22 protein-coding genes and 1 other RNA gene are annotated in these 15710 nt (G+C 62.6%); 10 read left to right on the top strand and 13 right to left on the bottom strand.

Annotated elements, in window-relative coordinates; translation table 11 throughout:
- Window positions 1-4 precede the first annotated feature (4 nt).
- Together CN311_RS10805 and CN311_RS10800 are read right to left on the bottom strand one after the other, a co-directional pair.
- Window positions 5-451: a GNAT family N-acetyltransferase gene (locus tag CN311_RS10805; protein WP_097573557.1), complete on the bottom strand. Its 447-nt coding sequence runs from the start codon at window positions 449-451 to the stop codon at window positions 5-7.
- Window positions 452-531: 80 nt separating this feature from the next.
- Window positions 532-1371, bottom strand: coding sequence for an AAA family ATPase (locus CN311_RS10800; protein WP_097573555.1), 840 nt, complete (start codon window positions 1369-1371; stop codon window positions 532-534).
- 172 nt (window positions 1372-1543) lie between these two features.
- On the opposite strand from CN311_RS10800, the gene ssrS reads away from it, so the two are divergent.
- The 4 genes from ssrS (at window position 1544) to CN311_RS10780 (ending at window position 4133) form a co-directional block, all read left to right on the top strand.
- Window positions 1544-1699: non-coding RNA, 6S RNA (ssrS, locus tag CN311_RS10795), on the top strand.
- Between the two features lie 92 nt (window positions 1700-1791).
- Window positions 1792-2379, top strand: a complete 588-nt coding sequence (locus tag CN311_RS10790) for a 5-formyltetrahydrofolate cyclo-ligase (protein ID WP_097573553.1) — start codon at window positions 1792-1794, stop codon at window positions 2377-2379.
- A gap of 99 nt (window positions 2380-2478) precedes the next feature.
- Window positions 2479-3303 carry a TIGR00282 family metallophosphoesterase gene (locus tag CN311_RS10785; protein WP_097573551.1) on the top strand — a complete coding sequence of 275 codons (825 nt, stop codon included), beginning with the start codon at window positions 2479-2481 and terminating at the stop codon, window positions 3301-3303.
- A gap of 68 nt (window positions 3304-3371) precedes the next feature.
- Window positions 3372-4133, top strand: a complete 762-nt coding sequence (locus CN311_RS10780; RefSeq protein ID WP_097573549.1) for a TerC family protein — start codon at window positions 3372-3374, stop codon at window positions 4131-4133.
- Window positions 4134-4170: 37 nt separating this feature from the next.
- On the opposite strand, the gene CN311_RS10775 is transcribed toward CN311_RS10780, so the two are convergent.
- The 4 genes from CN311_RS10775 to CN311_RS10760 are packed head-to-tail and all read right to left on the bottom strand — an operon-like array spanning window position 4171 to window position 5993.
- On the bottom strand, window positions 4171-4638 hold the full coding sequence (locus CN311_RS10775; RefSeq protein WP_097573547.1) for an SRPBCC family protein: 468 nt from the start codon (window positions 4636-4638) through the stop codon (window positions 4171-4173).
- A gap of 26 nt (window positions 4639-4664) precedes the next feature.
- Window positions 4665-5027 carry a hypothetical protein gene (locus tag CN311_RS10770; RefSeq protein ID WP_097573545.1) on the bottom strand — a complete coding sequence of 121 codons (363 nt, stop codon included), beginning with the start codon at window positions 5025-5027 and terminating at the stop codon, window positions 4665-4667.
- On the bottom strand, window positions 5024-5488 hold the full coding sequence (locus tag CN311_RS10765; protein WP_342586621.1) for a VOC family protein: 465 nt from the start codon (window positions 5486-5488) through the stop codon (window positions 5024-5026). Before CN311_RS10765 ends, CN311_RS10770 begins: the two co-directional genes overlap by 4 nt.
- A 22-nt stretch (window positions 5489-5510) precedes the next feature.
- Window positions 5511-5993: an SRPBCC domain-containing protein gene (locus tag CN311_RS10760; RefSeq protein ID WP_097573543.1), complete on the bottom strand. Its 483-nt coding sequence runs from the start codon at window positions 5991-5993 to the stop codon at window positions 5511-5513.
- A gap of 51 nt (window positions 5994-6044) precedes the next feature.
- On the opposite strand from CN311_RS10760, the gene CN311_RS10755 reads away from it, so the two are divergent.
- The 3 genes from CN311_RS10755 to CN311_RS10745 all read left to right on the top strand — a co-directional run bounded on the left by CN311_RS10755 (window position 6045) and on the right by CN311_RS10745 (window position 7681).
- Window positions 6045-6368, top strand: a complete 324-nt coding sequence (locus CN311_RS10755) for an ArsR/SmtB family transcription factor (protein WP_097573541.1) — start codon at window positions 6045-6047, stop codon at window positions 6366-6368.
- Between the two features lie 235 nt (window positions 6369-6603).
- The gene (locus CN311_RS10750) at window positions 6604-7353 is read left to right on the top strand and encodes a YebC/PmpR family DNA-binding transcriptional regulator (RefSeq protein WP_097573539.1); all 750 of its coding nucleotides are present in this window, start codon (window positions 6604-6606) and stop codon (window positions 7351-7353) included.
- Window positions 7354-7384: 31 nt separating this feature from the next.
- Window positions 7385-7681: an Rdx family protein gene (locus CN311_RS10745; protein WP_097573537.1), complete on the top strand. Its 297-nt coding sequence runs from the start codon at window positions 7385-7387 to the stop codon at window positions 7679-7681.
- A gap of 21 nt (window positions 7682-7702) precedes the next feature.
- Here the strand turns inward: CN311_RS10745 and CN311_RS32540 are convergent, their stop codons facing one another.
- The 3 genes from CN311_RS32540 to CN311_RS10730 all read right to left on the bottom strand — a co-directional run bounded on the left by CN311_RS32540 (window position 7703) and on the right by CN311_RS10730 (window position 9240).
- Entirely contained in the window at window positions 7703-7864 is a 162-nt protein-coding gene (locus CN311_RS32540; RefSeq protein WP_165779657.1) for a glycine zipper domain-containing protein, read from the bottom strand.
- A 64-nt stretch (window positions 7865-7928) separates the two neighbouring features.
- A complete protein-coding gene (locus tag CN311_RS10735) occupies window positions 7929-8408 on the bottom strand; it encodes an anthrone oxygenase family protein (protein WP_097573535.1) in 480 nt (159 codons plus the stop codon).
- Window position 8409: 1 nt separating this feature from the next.
- Window positions 8410-9240, bottom strand: a complete 831-nt coding sequence (locus CN311_RS10730; RefSeq protein WP_097573534.1) for an NAD(P)H-binding protein — start codon at window positions 9238-9240, stop codon at window positions 8410-8412.
- Window positions 9241-9347: 107 nt separating this feature from the next.
- On the opposite strand from CN311_RS10730, the gene CN311_RS10725 reads away from it, so the two are divergent.
- On the top strand, window positions 9348-9983 hold the full coding sequence (locus CN311_RS10725; RefSeq protein ID WP_097573532.1) for a TetR/AcrR family transcriptional regulator: 636 nt from the start codon (window positions 9348-9350) through the stop codon (window positions 9981-9983).
- A gap of 97 nt (window positions 9984-10080) precedes the next feature.
- Here CN311_RS10725 and rpmE read toward each other — a convergent pair whose 3' ends face one another.
- Window positions 10081-10302, bottom strand: coding sequence for a 50S ribosomal protein L31 (gene rpmE / locus CN311_RS10720; RefSeq protein WP_077380693.1), 222 nt, complete (start codon window positions 10300-10302; stop codon window positions 10081-10083).
- A 203-nt stretch (window positions 10303-10505) separates the two neighbouring features.
- Here rpmE and CN311_RS10715 point away from each other — a divergent pair, with 203 nt between their 5' ends.
- Window positions 10506-12308, top strand: a complete 1803-nt coding sequence (locus CN311_RS10715) for an ABC transporter transmembrane domain-containing protein (protein ID WP_097573530.1) — start codon at window positions 10506-10508, stop codon at window positions 12306-12308.
- Window positions 12309-12367: 59 nt separating this feature from the next.
- Here the strand turns inward: CN311_RS10715 and CN311_RS10710 are convergent, their stop codons facing one another.
- Both CN311_RS10710 and CN311_RS10705 read right to left on the bottom strand, forming a co-directional pair.
- The gene (locus tag CN311_RS10710; RefSeq protein WP_097573597.1) at window positions 12368-12901 is read right to left on the bottom strand and encodes an imm11 family protein; all 534 of its coding nucleotides are present in this window, start codon (window positions 12899-12901) and stop codon (window positions 12368-12370) included.
- Window positions 12902-12935: 34 nt separating this feature from the next.
- On the bottom strand, window positions 12936-14423 hold the full coding sequence (locus CN311_RS10705; protein ID WP_097573528.1) for a carboxypeptidase M32: 1488 nt from the start codon (window positions 14421-14423) through the stop codon (window positions 12936-12938).
- Window positions 14424-14613: 190 nt separating this feature from the next.
- Between CN311_RS10705 and CN311_RS10700 the strand changes: the two genes are divergently transcribed.
- Window positions 14614-14967 carry a DUF1304 domain-containing protein gene (locus CN311_RS10700; RefSeq protein WP_097573526.1) on the top strand — a complete coding sequence of 118 codons (354 nt, stop codon included), beginning with the start codon at window positions 14614-14616 and terminating at the stop codon, window positions 14965-14967.
- Between the two features lie 129 nt (window positions 14968-15096).
- On the opposite strand, the gene CN311_RS10695 is transcribed toward CN311_RS10700, so the two are convergent.
- Entirely contained in the window at window positions 15097-15531 is a 435-nt protein-coding gene (locus CN311_RS10695) for a hypothetical protein (protein ID WP_097573524.1), read from the bottom strand.
- Window positions 15532-15710: the final 179 nt, after the last annotated feature.

Genomic DNA, 15710 nt, shown 5'->3' with positions numbered 1-15710 from the left:
CTACCTACAGCAGATCATATTCGATGAAGCCGGTTCGCCTCGCCACATAGTCGTAGAGCTTGCGCGCCGTGGCGTTGGTCTCGTGGGTCATCCAGTAGACATTCTTGACACCGATCTTGCCGGCCTCCTGCTTGACCGCTTCGATAAGGGCCGCGCCCACACCTTTGCCGCGCATGTCGGGGTCGGCGAACAGATCCTGCAGATAGCAGTTGTTTTTTTCGGACCAGCAGGAGCGATGGTAGAGATAGTGGGTGAGGCCGACCGCCTTGCCGTCGAGGGTTGCAATGAAACCCTTCGGCTCGAACTCGCCCGCCGTGAACAGCCGCTTCCAGGTGACGGCATAGACCTCTTGCGGCAGCTTGGTTTCGTAGAAGGTGAGGTAGGCGGTCCAAAGACGCTGCCAATCAGCATGGTCGGATTGTGCCAAGGGGCGGACGATTATGTCGGTCATTTCTCGTTCTCCTGCGAAGTTCAGGCCCGAAGCTGCCTTTCCGTCTGCTCTGCTGCAACGGTCCACAGCCGGAGAAACCGCTACTGCTGCCGTCGCGCCATGAAGGCCAGCCGCTCGAACAGATGCACGTCCTGTTCGTTCTTCAGCAATGCGCCGTGCAGTTTGGGCAGCGCGTTCTTCGGGTCGCCACGCAGATCCTCCGGCGCGATGTCGTCGGCAACCAGCAGCCTTATCCAGTCGAGCGCTTCGGAGGTCGAGGGCTTCTTCTTCAGGCCCGGCACGTCGCGGATCTCGTAGAACTGGGTGAGTGCGGCACGCACCAGGTTCTGCTTGATGCCGGGATAGTGGACATCGACGATCCTGTGCAGCGTGTCGACATCGGGGAAGCGGATATAGTGGAAGAAGCAGCGGCGCAGGAAGGCGTCAGGCAACTCCTTCTCATTGTTGGAGGTGATGATGACGATCGGCCTGACTGCCGCGCGGATGGTCTCCCCGGTCTCGTAGACGAAGAACTCCATGCGATCGAGTTCTTGCAGCAGGTCATTGGGAAATTCGATGTCGGCCTTGTCGATTTCGTCGATCAGAAGCACGACCTTCTTGCCAGCGGCGAAGGCTTCCCAGAGCTTGCCGCGCTTGATGTAGTTTTTGATGTCGTTGAACCTGATATCGCCGAGCTGGCTGTCGCGCAGCCGCGAGACGGCGTCATATTCGTAGAGCCCCTGCTGCGCCCTGGTCGTCGATTTGACGTGCCATTCGATCAGATCGAGGCCGAGTGCGGCCGCCACCTGGCGGGCAAGTTCGGTCTTGCCGGTGCCGGGCTCGCCCTTGACCAGCAAGGGCCGCTCCAGCGCGATCGCCGCATTGACCGCCACCATCAGATCCTTGTCGGCGACATAGGTTGCCGTGCCTTCAAAACGCATCTCTGCTCCTCGGTTTTTCCGGCGACCGTAAGGAGACGACCTGGCCAGCGCAAGCACTGCGGCCAAGCGCATGGCGGAACTTCGTGGCGATGCTGCCTGTCAGCCAAGGATTTGCAGCGAATTGCGCTGCCGTTCTCTGGCGCTCAGGCTGCCATCGGCCTATATTGGGATTGACGGTCTGCGCTTCCCGGCAGGAGACACTTTTCCCCGGGGCCTTAACGATCCTTAGGGAGCTGTCCCTGGGAAGACCCGTGGGTTTTCTCACACGGCGCCCACCTACTTTGTAGGCACCCGGGATCGACTTCTCCACCGGTTGCGTGGATCGTCACTCGGCGCAATGGATCCATTTTGGTGGATCATGCGGTGGAAAACGTCGCTCCCAAAGCTCCAACCAGATTTGACCTTTTCTACCGTCGGCGCATGACCTCATCAAAAGAACTGAAAAAACAGCTGCGCAAGGAAGCGCTCGGGCGCCGCGATTCGCTCGACGAATTCTGGCGGGTGGAAGTGGCGCTTGAAATGGCCGAGACGGCTCGGGATCACCTCGATGTCGAACCGGGCCAGGTCGTCTCCGGCTTCTGGCCGATGCGCTCGGAGGTCGATATCCGGCCATTGATGTTTGCCTTGCGCGAGAAGGGGGCAAGGCTCTGCCTGCCGGCCATACTCGACAAGACCACCATCGTCTTTCGCGAACTGGTGCGCGGCGCGCCGATGGTCGAGATGGGCTTTGGCACTGTCGGGCCGCATGAGGAGGCCGCGATGCTCGATCCCTCGATGATGCTGGTGCCGCTCGCCGCCTTCGACGCGTGCGGCCATCGCATCGGCTACGGCGCCGGCTATTACGACCGCGCCATCGCCAGGCTGGTCGACAAAGGAACGACGCCCCGGCTGATCGGCATCGCCTTCGATTGCCAGGAGGTGGCGCTGGTCCCGGATGAGGATCATGACGTGATCATCCCGGAAATACTCACCGAGAGCGGGTTGCGTCGGTTTGCGCCACAATTGTAGATAGTTTCCTGGGCGCATGTTCTTTTCCGAAAAGTGATCTTTTCCGAAAAGTCATGCAACTTTTGGCTGCACTGACCTTCGGTTCGGGATCATGCTTAGATGAGACTTCTCTTCCTCGGTGACATGGTCGGCAAGACGGGACGCACGGCGGTTTGGGAACAACTGCCCGGCCTGATCTCGGATTTCAAGCTCGACTTCGTCATCGTCAATGGCGAGAACGCCGCCGGCGGCTTCGGCATCACCGAGGAGATATTTCGCGAGACGATTGCCGCAGGCGCAGATGTCGTCACCACCGGCAATCATGTCTGGGACCAGCGCGATGCGCTGATCTTCGCCCCGCGCGAGGAACGCTTTCTGCGCCCATCGAATTTTCCCAAGGGGACGCCGGGGCGCGGCTCCGGCGTCTACATCGCCAGGAACGGCGCGCGCGTTTTGGTCGCCAACATCATGGGCCGGGTGTTCATGCACCCCGAACTTGACGATCCGTTCCAGGCCGGCGAGCGCGAACTGGCGGCCTGCCCGCTCGGCGAGCAGGCCGACGTTGTCGTTATAGACTTCCATGCCGAGGCGACCTCGGAAAAAATGTGCTTTGCGCATTTCGTCGACGGCCGCGCCAGCCTGGTCGTCGGCACCCACACACATATGCCGACCGGCGACCACCAGATCCTCAATGGCGGCACCGGCTATATGTCCGATGCCGGCATGTGCGGCGATTATGATTCCTCGCTCGGCATGGACAAGGAGGAGCCGCTCAACCGGTTCCTGTCGAAGGTGCCGAAAGGCCGCTTCGAGGCGGCGACGGGACTGGCGACATTGTGCGGCGTCGGTGTCGAGATTTCCGACCGCACCGGCCTGACGGAGAAGATCGCGCCGTTTCGCCGCGGACCACGGCTGGAAGAAACCGCGCCATCCTTCTGGTCGTGACATTGATATAGAGGCCTGCAATACCTAACTGCCGGCGACACTGCTCTAGATCGTAGGGGACGACCTCCATGCAGCTCATCGAATTCCTGGCGCCGCATTTTGCGTTCGTCTCCGACCCGACCGCGTGGGTCGCGCTGCTGACGCTGGTGGTGCTGGAGGTCGTGCTCGGCATCGACAATCTGATCTTCATCTCGATCCTGACCAACAAATTACCGGAGGCACAAAGAGCCCGCGCCCGGCGGCTCGGCATTTCGGCCGCGCTGATCATGCGGCTGGTGCTGCTGGCCACCATCTCGATCATCGTCCAATTGACCACGCCGGTGTTCACCGCCTTCGGCCACGGTTTCTCCTGGCGCGACCTGATCCTGATCGCCGGCGGCCTGTTCCTGGTCTGGAAGGCGACCAAGGAAATCCACCACACGGTCGATCCGGACGATCACAGGGATTCGATGATGGGCGAGACGCTGCAGATTTCGCTCGCCGGCGCCATCTTCCAGATCCTGCTGCTCGATCTCGTCTTCTCGATCGATTCGATCATCACCGCGGTCGGCATGACCGATGAGATCGCCATCATGTACATCGCCGTGATCGTGGCGGTCACCGTGATGATGCTGGCAGCCGGGCCGCTCGCCGATTTCATCGCCAAGAACCCGAGCATCGTCATGCTGGCGCTGGGTTTCCTATTGATGATCGGCATGACGCTGATCGCCGACGGCATGGGCTACCACGTACCGAAGGGCTACATCTATGCGGCCATGGGATTCTCGGCGCTGGTCGAGGGGCTCAACATGCTGTCGCGGCGGCGGAAGAAATCCGGCGGCGGGCATTGAGCTTAAGGCGCTTCTTCGGAGTAAGACGGAGCGCTTTCTAACTCGCCGGCATACCCTTTGGATGGCGGTCGCCGATCAGGCCAAGCGTCAGGCCCTGTTCCAGCCATGCCTTGGCTCCGGCCAGCACGAGCGTGAAGCCGCCGGTTGAACCGATGGCCTCTTTCACCTGCTCGTCGCCATTGCCGGCAAAACCGAAATTGCGGACCTCGATAAAGGTGGCACTCCCAGGCATTTCGGTGAAGGTCCAGACCACGGTGGTCGGCGGCTCGCTCCACTGCATGACGATCTTCTTGTCCTTGACGATCTCGCTGACATCGACCGTCGCCGAGACGTCGTACATGTGCCACTCCCAGCGGATCTGCCTGCCGCTGTCCAGCCGGCCGCTGCCGTGCGTGAACCAGAATTTCGTGGTGATGGCCGGATCGACGATGGCTTCGAACACTTCTGCGACCGGCCGGCGGATCAGCATGCCGGCTTCGGCTGTCGGGTTTTCGCGGATCTCCATGGGATGCTCCTTTCGGGCTTGGGCGCTCACCAGGCGTCGGGCTCGCGCACCATGTGGATGATATTGGCCGGATTGCTGATCCAGCCGCCGCGGAAGCCCTCGCCCAAAGGCTCGATAGCGTCGCAACGCACGACGCCGGCCTTGGCGAAATGATCCGCGGCCAAGGGGAAATCGTCGGTGAACAGCTCCAGCCAGACTTCGGCCTGGCTCAGCATCGGCGCTTCGTCGATCCACAGGCGGTTGGGGCCAAGCTCGAAACCGATTGCCGGCGCCTTGGCGGTGAACGGCTTCAGGCCGACGACATCGCGGTAGAAGGCGATCGTGTCCTGGTATTGGTGCGGGGGCACTTTCATGGCGATGTTAATGCCGCCGGTGATTTTCGCAGTCATTGCTGGCTCCGTTGTTGGCTCAGTTGTTGTGGTCGGCCCGGCACTGACCTCGCTATGCCAGATTGATCTGCCAGGAGACCCCGAACCTGTCGTTCAGCCCTGTCGTTCAGCCATGCGAAACGGCGGCTGAAGCCATAATTGTCGGGTGGCATCAGGAACCCGCCATCCTTCACCAGCGTCTCGACAATGCGGTTCAGTTCCTCCTCGGAAGAACAGTCCACATAGAGCGAGAACGACGGCGTGAACGTGAAGGCATGGTGGACAGGGCTGTTGAAGACCATCACGTCCAGGCCGCCGCCCACGGACAAGCGCGCCAGCTTGACCGTTCCTTCCGGGCCGTCTTCGCCGGGGCCGTAGCGTGTGACATCAAGGATGCTGCTGTCTGGAATGGTCTCGCAATAGAGAGCCATTGCCGCCTCAGCCTTGCCCTCGAACATCAGGAATGGCGTCACTTTTCTCATCGCGGACCTCCCTTGCGGTCTCTCAAATATTGGTCTCGTTGGCCGGCTCGCCCTTCATTTCGCTGCGATAGTAGCCGTCGCGCAGGTTGATGCCGTGTTCGACATAGGCCTTCATGCAGGCCAGCATCTGCGACCAGCCCTCGCAATTGAGGTAGGATTTCTTCAGGCCGACGGCGTCCTCGTGCCAGCCGGTCTCGGCGATGGTCACGAAGGTGCCGCCATCGTCCAGCGGCTCGAAATTCATCTCGATGCGCGTCTTGTAGGCCGGCTTGCCATCGGCATCGGTAGCGTCCCAGCGCAGCACGATGCGGCTGTCCTTCGTCACCTCGTCGACCTCGACCGGGACCTTGCCCCACCAGACGACGCCGGCGCCGGCCACCAGCGGCGCGCTGGCACCGCCGATGGTGGTGAAATAGCCGCTGAGCTTCCTGGGATTGACGACCGCGTCGAAGACTTCGGCGACCGGCTTGCCGATGCGTCCGGAAACCTTGAATCCAAGAGACATATCCACAGTTCCTTCCTTGATTGGCTCAAGGATATGTTATATAAACATAACATGTCAAGCCGATCGCAAGACGACAATGTTTTCAAGGCGCTGGCGCATCCGCGCCGGCGTGAATTGCTGGATGAACTGAGGGATGAGCCGAAAACCACCGGCATGCTCTGCGCGGCCTTTGCCGACATGGACCGCTGCACGGTCATGCTGCATCTGAAGGTGCTGGAAGAGGCCGAGCTGATCGTGGCAAAGCGCGAGGGGCGCGAGCGCTGGAACCATCTCAACGCGCTGCCGATCAAGCAGATCCACGACCGCTGGATCAGCCAATATGCCGGCCATGCGATCAGCATCATCGACCGGCTGAGATCCGATCTCGAGGGATGAGCCGCTGCGGCGATCCATCAGGGTTCCGCTCCGCGGAGCCTCTGTGCACGCATCGCATGGCGCGGCTGGACGAATTGAGCTGATTTATCTATAAGCCGGCCATTCCGACAGAGAGCGCCGTACGTCCATCAGGACCATCAGGGACGTTCTGAAATTGAATTCGAGCATTTTTTGCGAAAACGCCGGGTGACTCCACCGGGTCGCAAATGCTCTAGCCGAAGACGACAGGGGTGCCATGGCTGGCCATTCACAGTTCAAGAACATCATGCACCGCAAGGGCCGTCAGGACGCGGTGCGGTCGAAAATGTTTTCCAAGCTGGCGCGCGAAATCACCGTCGCCGCCAAGGCAGGCACGCCGGATCCTTCGATGAACCCGCGCCTGCGCCTTGCCGTGCAGAACGCCAAGGCGGTGTCGATGCCGAAGGACAACATCCAGCGCGCCATCAACAAGGCCTCGATGGGCGACGCCGAGAATTACGAAGCCGTGCGCTACGAGGGCTATGGGCCGGGCGGCGTGGCGCTGATCGTCGAGGCGCTGACCGACAACCGCAATCGTTCGGCCTCCAATGTGCGCGCCGCCTTCACCAAGGCCGGCGGGGCGATGGGCGAAACCGGCTCGGTGTCGTTCATGTGGGACCGCGTCGGCGAGATCTACTATCCGGCCTCGGCCGGCAGCGCCGAGAAGGTCATGGATGCGGCGATCGAGGCCGGCGCCGACGACGTCCAGTCGGACGAGGAAGGCCACACCATCTATTGCGCCTTCGAGAATCTCGGCGAAGTGTCCAAGGCGCTGGAAGGCGCGCTCGGCGAGGCGGAATCGGTCAAGCCGATCTGGCGGCCGCAGAACAATATCCCGGTCGACGAAGAGCGGGCGCAGTCGCTGATGAAGCTGGTCGCCACGCTGGAAGATGACGACGACGTGCAGAGCGTCTACGCCAATTTCGAGGTCGATGACGAGACCATGGCGAAGCTCAGCGCGGCATGAGCGCAGCTCAGCCCGGCATGAGCGGACTGACATGACCGACAAGCCGCTGCCCATCATCCGCATCACCTATTGTACGCAGTGTCTGTGGCTGCTGCGTGCCGGCTGGATGGCGCAGGAGTTGCTCTCTACTTTCGGCCCGGATCTCGGCGAGGTGGCGCTGGTGCCCGGAACCGGCGGCATCTTCACCATTTCCTGCAACGACACACTCATCTGGGACCGCAAGCGCGACGGCGGCTTTCCGGATGCGGCGAAGCTCAAGCAACTGGTGCGCGATGTCATCGATCCGGACCGCGACCTCGGCCATGCCGACCGTAAGGCGAAGAGCTGAGCTCTACGCGCAACGCAAAGATCACTTTCCACGCCGCTGCCCGAAAAGCGCACCAATACCGGCACCGATGGCAATGCCCATGCCGATGCCGGCCGGGATATCGTCCATTGCAACACCGAAGGCGGCCCCAAGACCGACCCCGATCGCCATGCCGACGGCCATGTTCGAATACTGATCCTTCAAGGTTCTTCTCCGCACGATGCTGCAAATGCCTCCAGGCGGGCCGGGCGCAGCGGCCCGAGACATTTCAACGTGCGGCGAACCAGAAGGATGCCAGCGCGGCGATAGCGGTAATGGTGCGGACGTGGTTCCACATCACCCAGGCCCTGAGATAGGTCGTCCAGACAGCGGCGCCGTTCGTACTAGCGGGATCGACAGCGGCCAGCGCGTTGTTGAGCGGCACGTTGAAGACCATGGTCACGACCAGGTTGCCGACGAGGTAGATCAGGGAACCGGCGAGCAGCCAGAACGAACCCGGCTGGCTCCAGCCGATGACGGCGCCGACGGCAAGAACGAGGCAGACCAGCCCGGTGCCGAAAAGCGCGGTCATGAACATCGGCGTCACCGCAGTGACGTTGATCGAATTCATGGCGGCGATGCCGCCCGCGGCAGGCATGCGCGCGAGGCCCGGCATGACGAAGCTGGAAAAGGCGAAGAAAACACCAGCGACGATGCCCGAGCCGAGCGCGGCGGCGAAGATGAGGGTGGGAAGAAGTTTCGCAATCATGTCAGTTGCTCCAGATTCCAGAAGCGGCGGTTTCGGTTGCGTAAGCGGAAAAGTCCTTCGGGGCTCGGCCGAGCACGCGCTGGACGCCATCGGTCAGCGACTCGTTGCGACCGTCGAGCACCTCGGTGAACAGCTCGTTGATGAGCCAGACGAACTCGGCCGGTAGTTGCTGAGTAACCACCGCGGCGGTGAACTCGGCATGCGAAATCCTGATGTAGCGAATGCTGCGCCCGGCGGCCCTGCCGATCTCGGCAACCGCATCGGCGAAGCTCATGAGTCGCGGTCCGGTCAGCTCATACAGTTGGCCGACATGGCCCGGCTCGGTCAGCACGACAAAAGCTGCCTCGGCGATATCGTCGGCATCGACGAACGGCTCGCCGACATTGCCGACCGGCAACGCCACCTCGCCTTCGAGCAAGGACTCGACAAGGAAGCCTTCGCTGAAGTTCTGGGAAAACCAGGCGCAGCGCAGGATCGTCCAGTCGGCGCCAGAAGCCTTCAGCATCTCTTCGGCGCGCTGCGCCTCCGTTTCGCCGCGCCCCGACAGCAGCACCAGCCGGGTGACATCGCGCTGTACGGCAAGTTCGGCAAAGGCGCCAACCGCTTCGGCGGCTCCCGGCACCGCCAGATCGGGATAGTAGCTGATGTAGACGGCGCCGACGCCATCGAGCGCCGGTGCCCAACTCGCCTTGTCCTGCCAGTCGAAGGCCGGCGCGGCCGAGCGCGAGCCGATCCGTACCGGTAGGCCCTGCGCCGTCAATCGTTCCGCCAGCCGGCGGCCGGTCTTGCCGGTGCCGCCGAGGATCAAGGTCGGTTTGCTTGCGTCATTCATTGTTGTTGTCCTCCGTTTCAAAATATGAGTAATCCTCACATTTGCAAAACGTGATAAACCCTCGTATTTTGCAAGTCAAGCCGATTTGTTGAGTCCGGGAGACGTTCATGGAAGGCAGAGTTGGTTCGCAGGATGGACAGATCGCCTCGCCGCGCCGGGCGCCCAGCCAGCAGCGCAGCCGCGAGCGGGTCGAGCGCATGCTGGCCGCCGCATCAGCGCTGATCGGCGAGCAAGGCAGCGACGCCATGCGCATGGGCGAGGTGGCGGAGCGCGCCGGGGTGTCGATCGGCTCGCTCTACCAGTTCTTCCCCGACAAGCGGGCGATCGTCTGGGCGCTGGCCGAGCGCTACACCACCGAAAGCCAGGCCTGCATTTCAGCCGCGCTGGTGGATGTCAGTGATGCCGAGGGCCTCGGCCAAGCATTTTCGGAGCTGGTCGATATCTACTACCGGCTGTTCCTGGCGGAACCTGTCATGCGCGACATCTGGTCGGGCACGCAGGCCGACAAGGCGCTGCGCGAACTCGAACTCGCCGACAGCCGGGCCAATGCCGAATTTCTCACCGCGGTGCTGAAGCGGCTGCGGCCCGCCGCCGATCCGGCGGCGCTGGAGACAACGGCTTTCCTCGTCTGGCAGATGGGAGAAGCGGCGATGCGGCTGGCGATCTCAGTCGGGCGAGAAGAAGGCGACAGGCTTGTCGCCGCCTACAAGCGCATGGCGCTCAGGGAGTTGCTTGACCAGTAGGCAGCCGATGTCTGCAATGCTGGTTGCTACTCGGCGGGCAGCAACAAAAAACCCGCCTCAAGGGCGGGTTTTGATCTGCGACAAAGCCAAAAGGACCTTAGAGGCCGAAACCTTCGAAGCGCTTCTTGAACTTGGACAGGCGGCCGCCGCGGTCGAGCAGGGTCTGCTGGCCGCCGGTCCAAGCCGGATGGGTAGTCGGGTCGATATCGAGATTCATCGTATCGCCTTCCTTGCCCCAGGTCGAACGGGTCATGTATTCGGTGCCGTCGGTCATGACGACTTTGATGGCGTGGTAATCGGGATGGATATCGGTCTTCATGGGTCTGTTCCTGGCTTGCAGGGGCGATGACGGGCATAAAGCCTGCGTCGATGCGCCCCCTTTTAAAACTCGAAGCCGCAGCTATTGAAAAGCCACGGCTTCTAAAACGGTCGGCGAGCCTATACATCAGCCGGAATTGAATCACAAGGCCGCGGCAAGCGCATATTGAGGCGCATGGCAAAAGGCGGCCAGAGGAAACGGTCATGGCGGAGATCAGTGGCGATGCAGACGAGCGCCGGCGCTCGCTGAGGCCGCTGCGGCGCCTGTTCCCCTACATCACCCGTTACCGAAAAATGGTCATTGGCGCGGTCATCTCGCTGACCGTCGCGGCGGCGACGACGCTGGCGCTGCCACTGGCCGTGCGGCGGATGATCGACCACGGCTTTTCCGCTTCCGATTCCAGTTTCATCGCCGAGTATTTCGCCATGCTGGTGGTGATGGCTGGCTTGCTCGCCGCGGCGTCGGCCAGCCGCTACTATTTCGTCATCACGCTGGGCGAGCGTGTCGTCGCCGACATCCGCCGCGATGTGTTCGCCCATGTCACGAGGCTGTCGCCGTCCTTCTTCGACACCGCGCAGTCGGGCGAGATCGTGTCGCGGCTCGCCGCCGACACGACACAGGTGAAGTCAGCGGTCGGCGCCACCGCATCGGTGGCGCTGCGCAATGTCATCCTCGGCCTCGGCGCGGTGGCGATGATGGTGGTCACCAGCCCGAAATTGTCCGGCCTCGTCATCGCCGCCATCCCGGTGATCGTGCTGCCGTTGGTCGCCTTCGGCCGCTCGGTCAGGCGCAAATCGCGGCAGGCGCAGGATACGCTGGCCGACGCCACGGCCTATGCCAGCGAGCAGATCGGCGCGGTGCGCACGCTCCAGGCCTTCACCAACGAGAAGCTGGTCACCGGGCATTTCTCAACCGCCGTGGAAGCGGCGTTCGAAGCGGCGCGTTCCTCGATCTTCGCCCGCTCCTTCCTCACCTTCTTTGCCATCTTCATGATCTTTTCCTCGGTGGTGGCGGTGTTGTGGTTCGGCTCGCGCGACGTGCTTGCCGGCACGCTGTCGCCGGGCACGCTCGGCCAGTTCCTGCTCTATTCGGTGTTCGCCGCCGGCGCGCTCGGCGCGCTGTCGGAAGTATGGGGCGAACTGGCGCAGGCGGCGGGTGCGGCGGAGCGACTGACCGAGATCCTGGCCGAGAGACCCGCCATCCAGCCGCCCGCCAATCCGAAGCCGCTGCCGGCGACAGCCAGGGGCGCGATCCGTTTCGATGACGTGTCCTTCTCCTATCCCGCCCGGCCCGACCGCGCCGCCGTCCATGGCCTGAGTTTTGAGGTGAAGCCCGGCGAGAAGGTGGCGATCGTCGGCCCGTCGGGGGCCGGCAAGAGCACCGTCTTTTCGTTGATCCTGCGCTTCTACGATCCTGAAACCGGCAGGATCCTGATCGATGGCGTCGATGCACGCGAAGCCGACCCCGCCGCGATCAGGGGACGCATTGCCATCGTGCCGCAGGACGTCACCATCTTCGCGGCGAGCGCGCGCGACAATATCGGCTTCGGCCGGCCAGGGGCCAGCGACACCGAAATCGAGGCGGCGGCCAAGGATGCGCTTGCCGACGAGTTCATCCTGAAACTCGAAAAGGGCTATGACAGCCAGGTCGGCGAACGCGGCGTGACGCTGTCCGGTGGCCAGCGCCAGCGCGTGGCGATCGCGCGCGCCATCCTGCGCGATGCGCCGATCCTGTTGCTCGACGAGGCGACCTCGGCGCTCGACGCCGAAAGCGAGACCCTGGTGCAGACGGCGCTGGAACGGCTGATGCAGGGCCGAACCACCATCGTCATCGCGCATCGGCTGGCGACCGTGTTGAAGGCCGACCGTATCCTGGTCATGGAAAGCGGCCGCATCATCGAGGAAGGCACGCATCGGAGCCTTGTCGCCAAGGGCGGCATCTATGCGCGGCTGGCCAAATTGCAGTTCGAGACTGGTGCGAGCGCCTTCAGGGGTGCCGCGGAATAGCGAGGGCGAGGACCGCAAATGCCGAGGTCGTCGGCAAAGATGACCCTTTCACGAGAAATTCACCCAGACCAAAGCGGCTCAAAGGCGACACCTTTCAAATTCGATCGCCGAACGCGTTCGACGAAAACGTCGTTGACGAAGACCGGCGAACCCCGAAAGGGCAGTTTGAAGACCTCCACCCCGTTTATTGCATCGGGTCTAAATCGGTAGTGCTCGACGGTGAGGATGCTTCCGTCGTCGAAACGCACGATGCCGGATTTCTCTTCGTCCAACGCGTCTGCGAGCACCCTCGTTACATTCAGCAGCCAGGCGCGCTCTCCCCTTAGCGACAATATCTGGCCGTAGCGACGAAGCGTGTCTCCCAGAGCCTGGAGCGCCGGCTCCCTCAGCACAGGGGCGTGCTCGCCGAGCCAGGGGAAATCACTGTATTGTGCCGTGTCAGCCTCCTGCTGGACGAGTCGCATCAGGGGAGGCTGCCAATCAACAATCGCGGTCCCGTCGAGGTCAAAAAAACGTTCGAACTGTTCCGAGTCGACCGGTGCTATCCAATCCTGTCCTTCGACAACCTGAAACTGGAAAATGGTGGCTGGCATCGTGGTCTGAGCTCGTTCGCAAAAGTAGCCGCCGCTAGGCGGCGCCATAACGCTTCTTCAGATGCTCGGTGAAATACGCGGCGTTCAGTTTTTCACCTGTCGCCCGTTCGAGCAGCTCCGGCGTCGACCAGCGCGAGCCCTGCGACCAGATCCTGTCGCGGCGCCAGTCGTTGATGGCGGCGAAATCTCCCCTGGCGAGATCTTCGTCGGCCGATGGATGATCCCTGGTCAGCGCCGCCCATTGCTGCGCTGCCATCATCGCGCCCAGCGTGTAGGAGGGGAAATAGCCGAAGGCGGCACCCGGCCAGTGCACATCCTGCATCGGCCCGTCGGCCGGATTGTCGATGGTCGACAAGCCGAGATAGTCGCGCATCTTTGAGTTCCAGGCCTCGGGCAGGTCCGCCGCCTCCAGTCGCCCCGAGACCAGCTCCTGCTCCAGTTCATAGCGCAGAATGACATGCAGCGGGTAGGTCACCTCGTCGGCGTCGACACGGATCAGGCCACGCTCGACCCGGTGTACATGCGGCAGGATGTCGTCGATCGACCAGGCCTCGCCGAGATGCCTCTCGACCACCGGCAGCGCCCAGCGCCAGAATTGCGGGTTGCGGCCGAGCTGCTTTTCGACGAACAGGCTCTGGCTTTCATGCACCGCCATGCCGCGCGCCTTGCCGAGCGGCCAGTGCGACCATGCCTTGGGCAGGTTCTGCTCGTAAAGCGCGTGGCCAGTCTCGTGCAACACGCCCATCAGCGCCGACAGGAAGTCGGTCGTCTTGTAGCGGGTGGTGATACGAACGTCGCTCGGCACGCCGCCGCAGAACGGATGATGCGACACCGACAGCGAGCCGTGAGTCAGGTCGAAGCCGACGGCCGCCATCATGGCGAGACCCAGCTCGCGCTGCCTGTCGATCGCGTAGCTGCCCGAAAGCGGCTTCAGCGGGCGCTTTGCCAGCCGCGCCTCCTGCACAGCCAACGCCTCCGGCACGAATGTCTTGAGGAAAGTCTTCAGCTCGGCAAAGACCGGCGTGATGTCGGCGGCACGGTTGCCGGGGTCGTACTGCTCCATCAGCGCGTCATAGGGATCGAGACCGAGCACGTCGGCGCGCAGGGCAGCTTCCTCGCGTACCAGGGCCACGACGCCCTCGAGCGCCGGCAAAAACCCTGACCAGTCGTTCTTGGCGCGCAGATCGCGCCAGAGCTGCTCGGAGCGCATGCGCGCGGCCGTCTGGCGCTCGACGAATTCGACGGGCAGGCAGGTCAGGTTGGTGTATTGGCGCCGGAACTCCTTGAGCGCCGCCTGCTGCTCCTCGTTCAGCGTTTCCTGTTCGGCCGCTGCGATCCAGTCGGCGATCTCCGGTGCGGTGGCCTGCCGGTGATGCATGCCGGCAAGGGCCGACATCGCCTCGGCGCGCTTTTCGCCGCCGCCGACGGCCATATGTGTGGCCTCGTCGGCGCCGAGGATGGCAAGCGCATGTTCCAGCGCTTCGAGCTTGTGGCCGAGGTCGTCGAGTTTTTGAAAGGACATGGCGGGTTCCGGTGAATTTGACGGCGGGAAAAGATACCAATGCGCTGATGTTGGCAACCCTCAAGCGGGTGCACTGCCATGGTGTTCGGATCGCGATCCGCCATGCCAGGAGCAACATACCTTGCGGAAGCGGCGGTGTGCGTGATCAATGGCGTTGGCGGCGCGCAAGACCGCGACGGGGAGACGAAACATGATCGCCAATGTGCTGGTCGGGCTGGTGGCCCTGATCCATCTCTATATCGTCTATCTGGAGATGGTGCTGTGGGATACGCCGCGCGGTCACAAAGCGTTCAGCCTGACGCCGGAATTCGCCAGCGCATCGAAGGTGCTTGCCGCCAACCAGGGGCTTTATAACGGCTTCCTCGCTGCCGGACTGATCTGGGGACTTTATCTCGGCGGAGCTGGCTTCCAGGTCAAGATATTCTTCCTGCTTTGCATCGCCATCGCTGGTCTTTACGGCGCGGCGACTGTCACCCGGAAGATCCTGTTCATACAGACCGTGCCGGCCGTGCTGGCGCTGGTCGCGCTCGTGCTTGGCTGGTGACAGGCCGGTAAATCGGGCCAGTTATTGAATCAGGCTAATTTAGCAGTCAAAACGAGCCAGCGATCAAAAAGGACGCCAGCGAGGCACGGCCCCGAGGCGCCAGGCGGTCCCTTCCTCGCTGTGGCGATTTCAGCCGTTTGGATAATGGCCACCGTCGGCGCCGTCGCCCATCAGGAAGCCGGTGCCGCTATCGACCCTCAGCGCCTGGTCGACGTTGTCGAGCCGGCGCAGCAATTGCCGATATTGCGGAGCCGGTATTCGGCCATGGTTCGCGGCGGCCGTCCGTTCGGCAATCCGGCTGATATGGGCGGCCCGCATATGCAGTTTTTGCGCCTGGGCCGGCGCGATCGTTTCCGCCTCTCTGGCGTCCGCGATGCCTTTGTCCACACCTTGTATCTGATCGATAAGGCTCCTCTCGCGCGGACCGTAAAAGGCGGGCGGCGCCGATTCGTCGAGCGCGCTCCCTCTGTGATGCCCCGCGGCATAGGCGCCGGCGAATGGTGCAGTGATGAAAAGTGCGGTGAGAGTTACAGTCCTGAGGGTTCCAGGAGCGAAAGAGCGCATGGTTGCATCCTCCTCTTACTGTGGAAGGGGCGATGCTTTCGCCCAACTTCCGGTCACGAGCCGTCCGGTTCCGTCGCGTCGCGATGCGGGTGTCATCGCCGGCGGGCCTCGGCCCCGCAACGGAAATTAGAAGCGCCTCGCGGCAAAGTGTAATTAAAAAAAGATAATGTTTTCAGGCC

Source organism: Mesorhizobium sanjuanii, from assembly GCF_002529485.1.
Taxonomy (GTDB): Bacteria; Pseudomonadota; Alphaproteobacteria; order Rhizobiales; family Rhizobiaceae; genus Mesorhizobium; species Mesorhizobium sanjuanii.
The sequence above is the reverse complement of the archived record's forward strand: the minus strand, read 5'-3'. Positions and strand labels throughout refer to the sequence as shown.

Coding starts and splice junctions, on each gene's coding strand:
- CN311_RS10800 (WP_097573555.1), bottom strand. CDS start 1,371: ATGCGTTTTGAAGGCACGGCAACCTATGTCGCCGACAAGGATCTGATG.
- CN311_RS10705 (WP_097573528.1), bottom strand. CDS start 14,423: ATGTCCTTTCAAAAACTCGACGACCTCGGCCACAAGCTCGAAGCGCTG.
- CN311_RS10710 (WP_097573597.1), bottom strand. CDS start 12,901: ATGCCAGCCACCATTTTCCAGTTTCAGGTTGTCGAAGGACAGGATTGG.
- CN311_RS10790 (WP_097573553.1), top strand. CDS start 1,792: ATGACCTCATCAAAAGAACTGAAAAAACAGCTGCGCAAGGAAGCGCTC.
- CN311_RS10725 (WP_097573532.1), top strand. CDS start 9,348: ATGGAAGGCAGAGTTGGTTCGCAGGATGGACAGATCGCCTCGCCGCGC.
- CN311_RS10735 (WP_097573535.1), bottom strand. CDS start 8,408: ATGATTGCGAAACTTCTTCCCACCCTCATCTTCGCCGCCGCGCTCGGC.
- CN311_RS10755 (WP_097573541.1), top strand. CDS start 6,045: ATGTCAAGCCGATCGCAAGACGACAATGTTTTCAAGGCGCTGGCGCAT.
- rpmE (WP_077380693.1), bottom strand. CDS start 10,302: ATGAAGACCGATATCCATCCCGATTACCACGCCATCAAAGTCGTCATG.
- CN311_RS10765 (WP_342586621.1), bottom strand. CDS start 5,488: ATGAGAAAAGTGACGCCATTCCTGATGTTCGAGGGCAAGGCTGAGGCG.
- CN311_RS10760 (WP_097573543.1), bottom strand. CDS start 5,993: ATGTCTCTTGGATTCAAGGTTTCCGGACGCATCGGCAAGCCGGTCGCC.
- CN311_RS10775 (WP_097573547.1), bottom strand. CDS start 4,638: ATGGAGATCCGCGAAAACCCGACAGCCGAAGCCGGCATGCTGATCCGC.
- CN311_RS10785 (WP_097573551.1), top strand. CDS start 2,479: ATGAGACTTCTCTTCCTCGGTGACATGGTCGGCAAGACGGGACGCACG.
- CN311_RS10805 (WP_097573557.1), bottom strand. CDS start 451: ATGACCGACATAATCGTCCGCCCCTTGGCACAATCCGACCATGCTGAT.
- CN311_RS10715 (WP_097573530.1), top strand. CDS start 10,506: ATGGCGGAGATCAGTGGCGATGCAGACGAGCGCCGGCGCTCGCTGAGG.
- CN311_RS10730 (WP_097573534.1), bottom strand. CDS start 9,240: ATGAATGACGCAAGCAAACCGACCTTGATCCTCGGCGGCACCGGCAAG.
- CN311_RS10770 (WP_097573545.1), bottom strand. CDS start 5,027: ATGACTGCGAAAATCACCGGCGGCATTAACATCGCCATGAAAGTGCCC.
- CN311_RS10745 (WP_097573537.1), top strand. CDS start 7,385: ATGACCGACAAGCCGCTGCCCATCATCCGCATCACCTATTGTACGCAG.
- CN311_RS10695 (WP_097573524.1), bottom strand. CDS start 15,531: ATGCGCTCTTTCGCTCCTGGAACCCTCAGGACTGTAACTCTCACCGCA.
- CN311_RS10700 (WP_097573526.1), top strand. CDS start 14,614: ATGATCGCCAATGTGCTGGTCGGGCTGGTGGCCCTGATCCATCTCTAT.
- CN311_RS10780 (WP_097573549.1), top strand. CDS start 3,372: ATGCAGCTCATCGAATTCCTGGCGCCGCATTTTGCGTTCGTCTCCGAC.
- CN311_RS10750 (WP_097573539.1), top strand. CDS start 6,604: ATGGCTGGCCATTCACAGTTCAAGAACATCATGCACCGCAAGGGCCGT.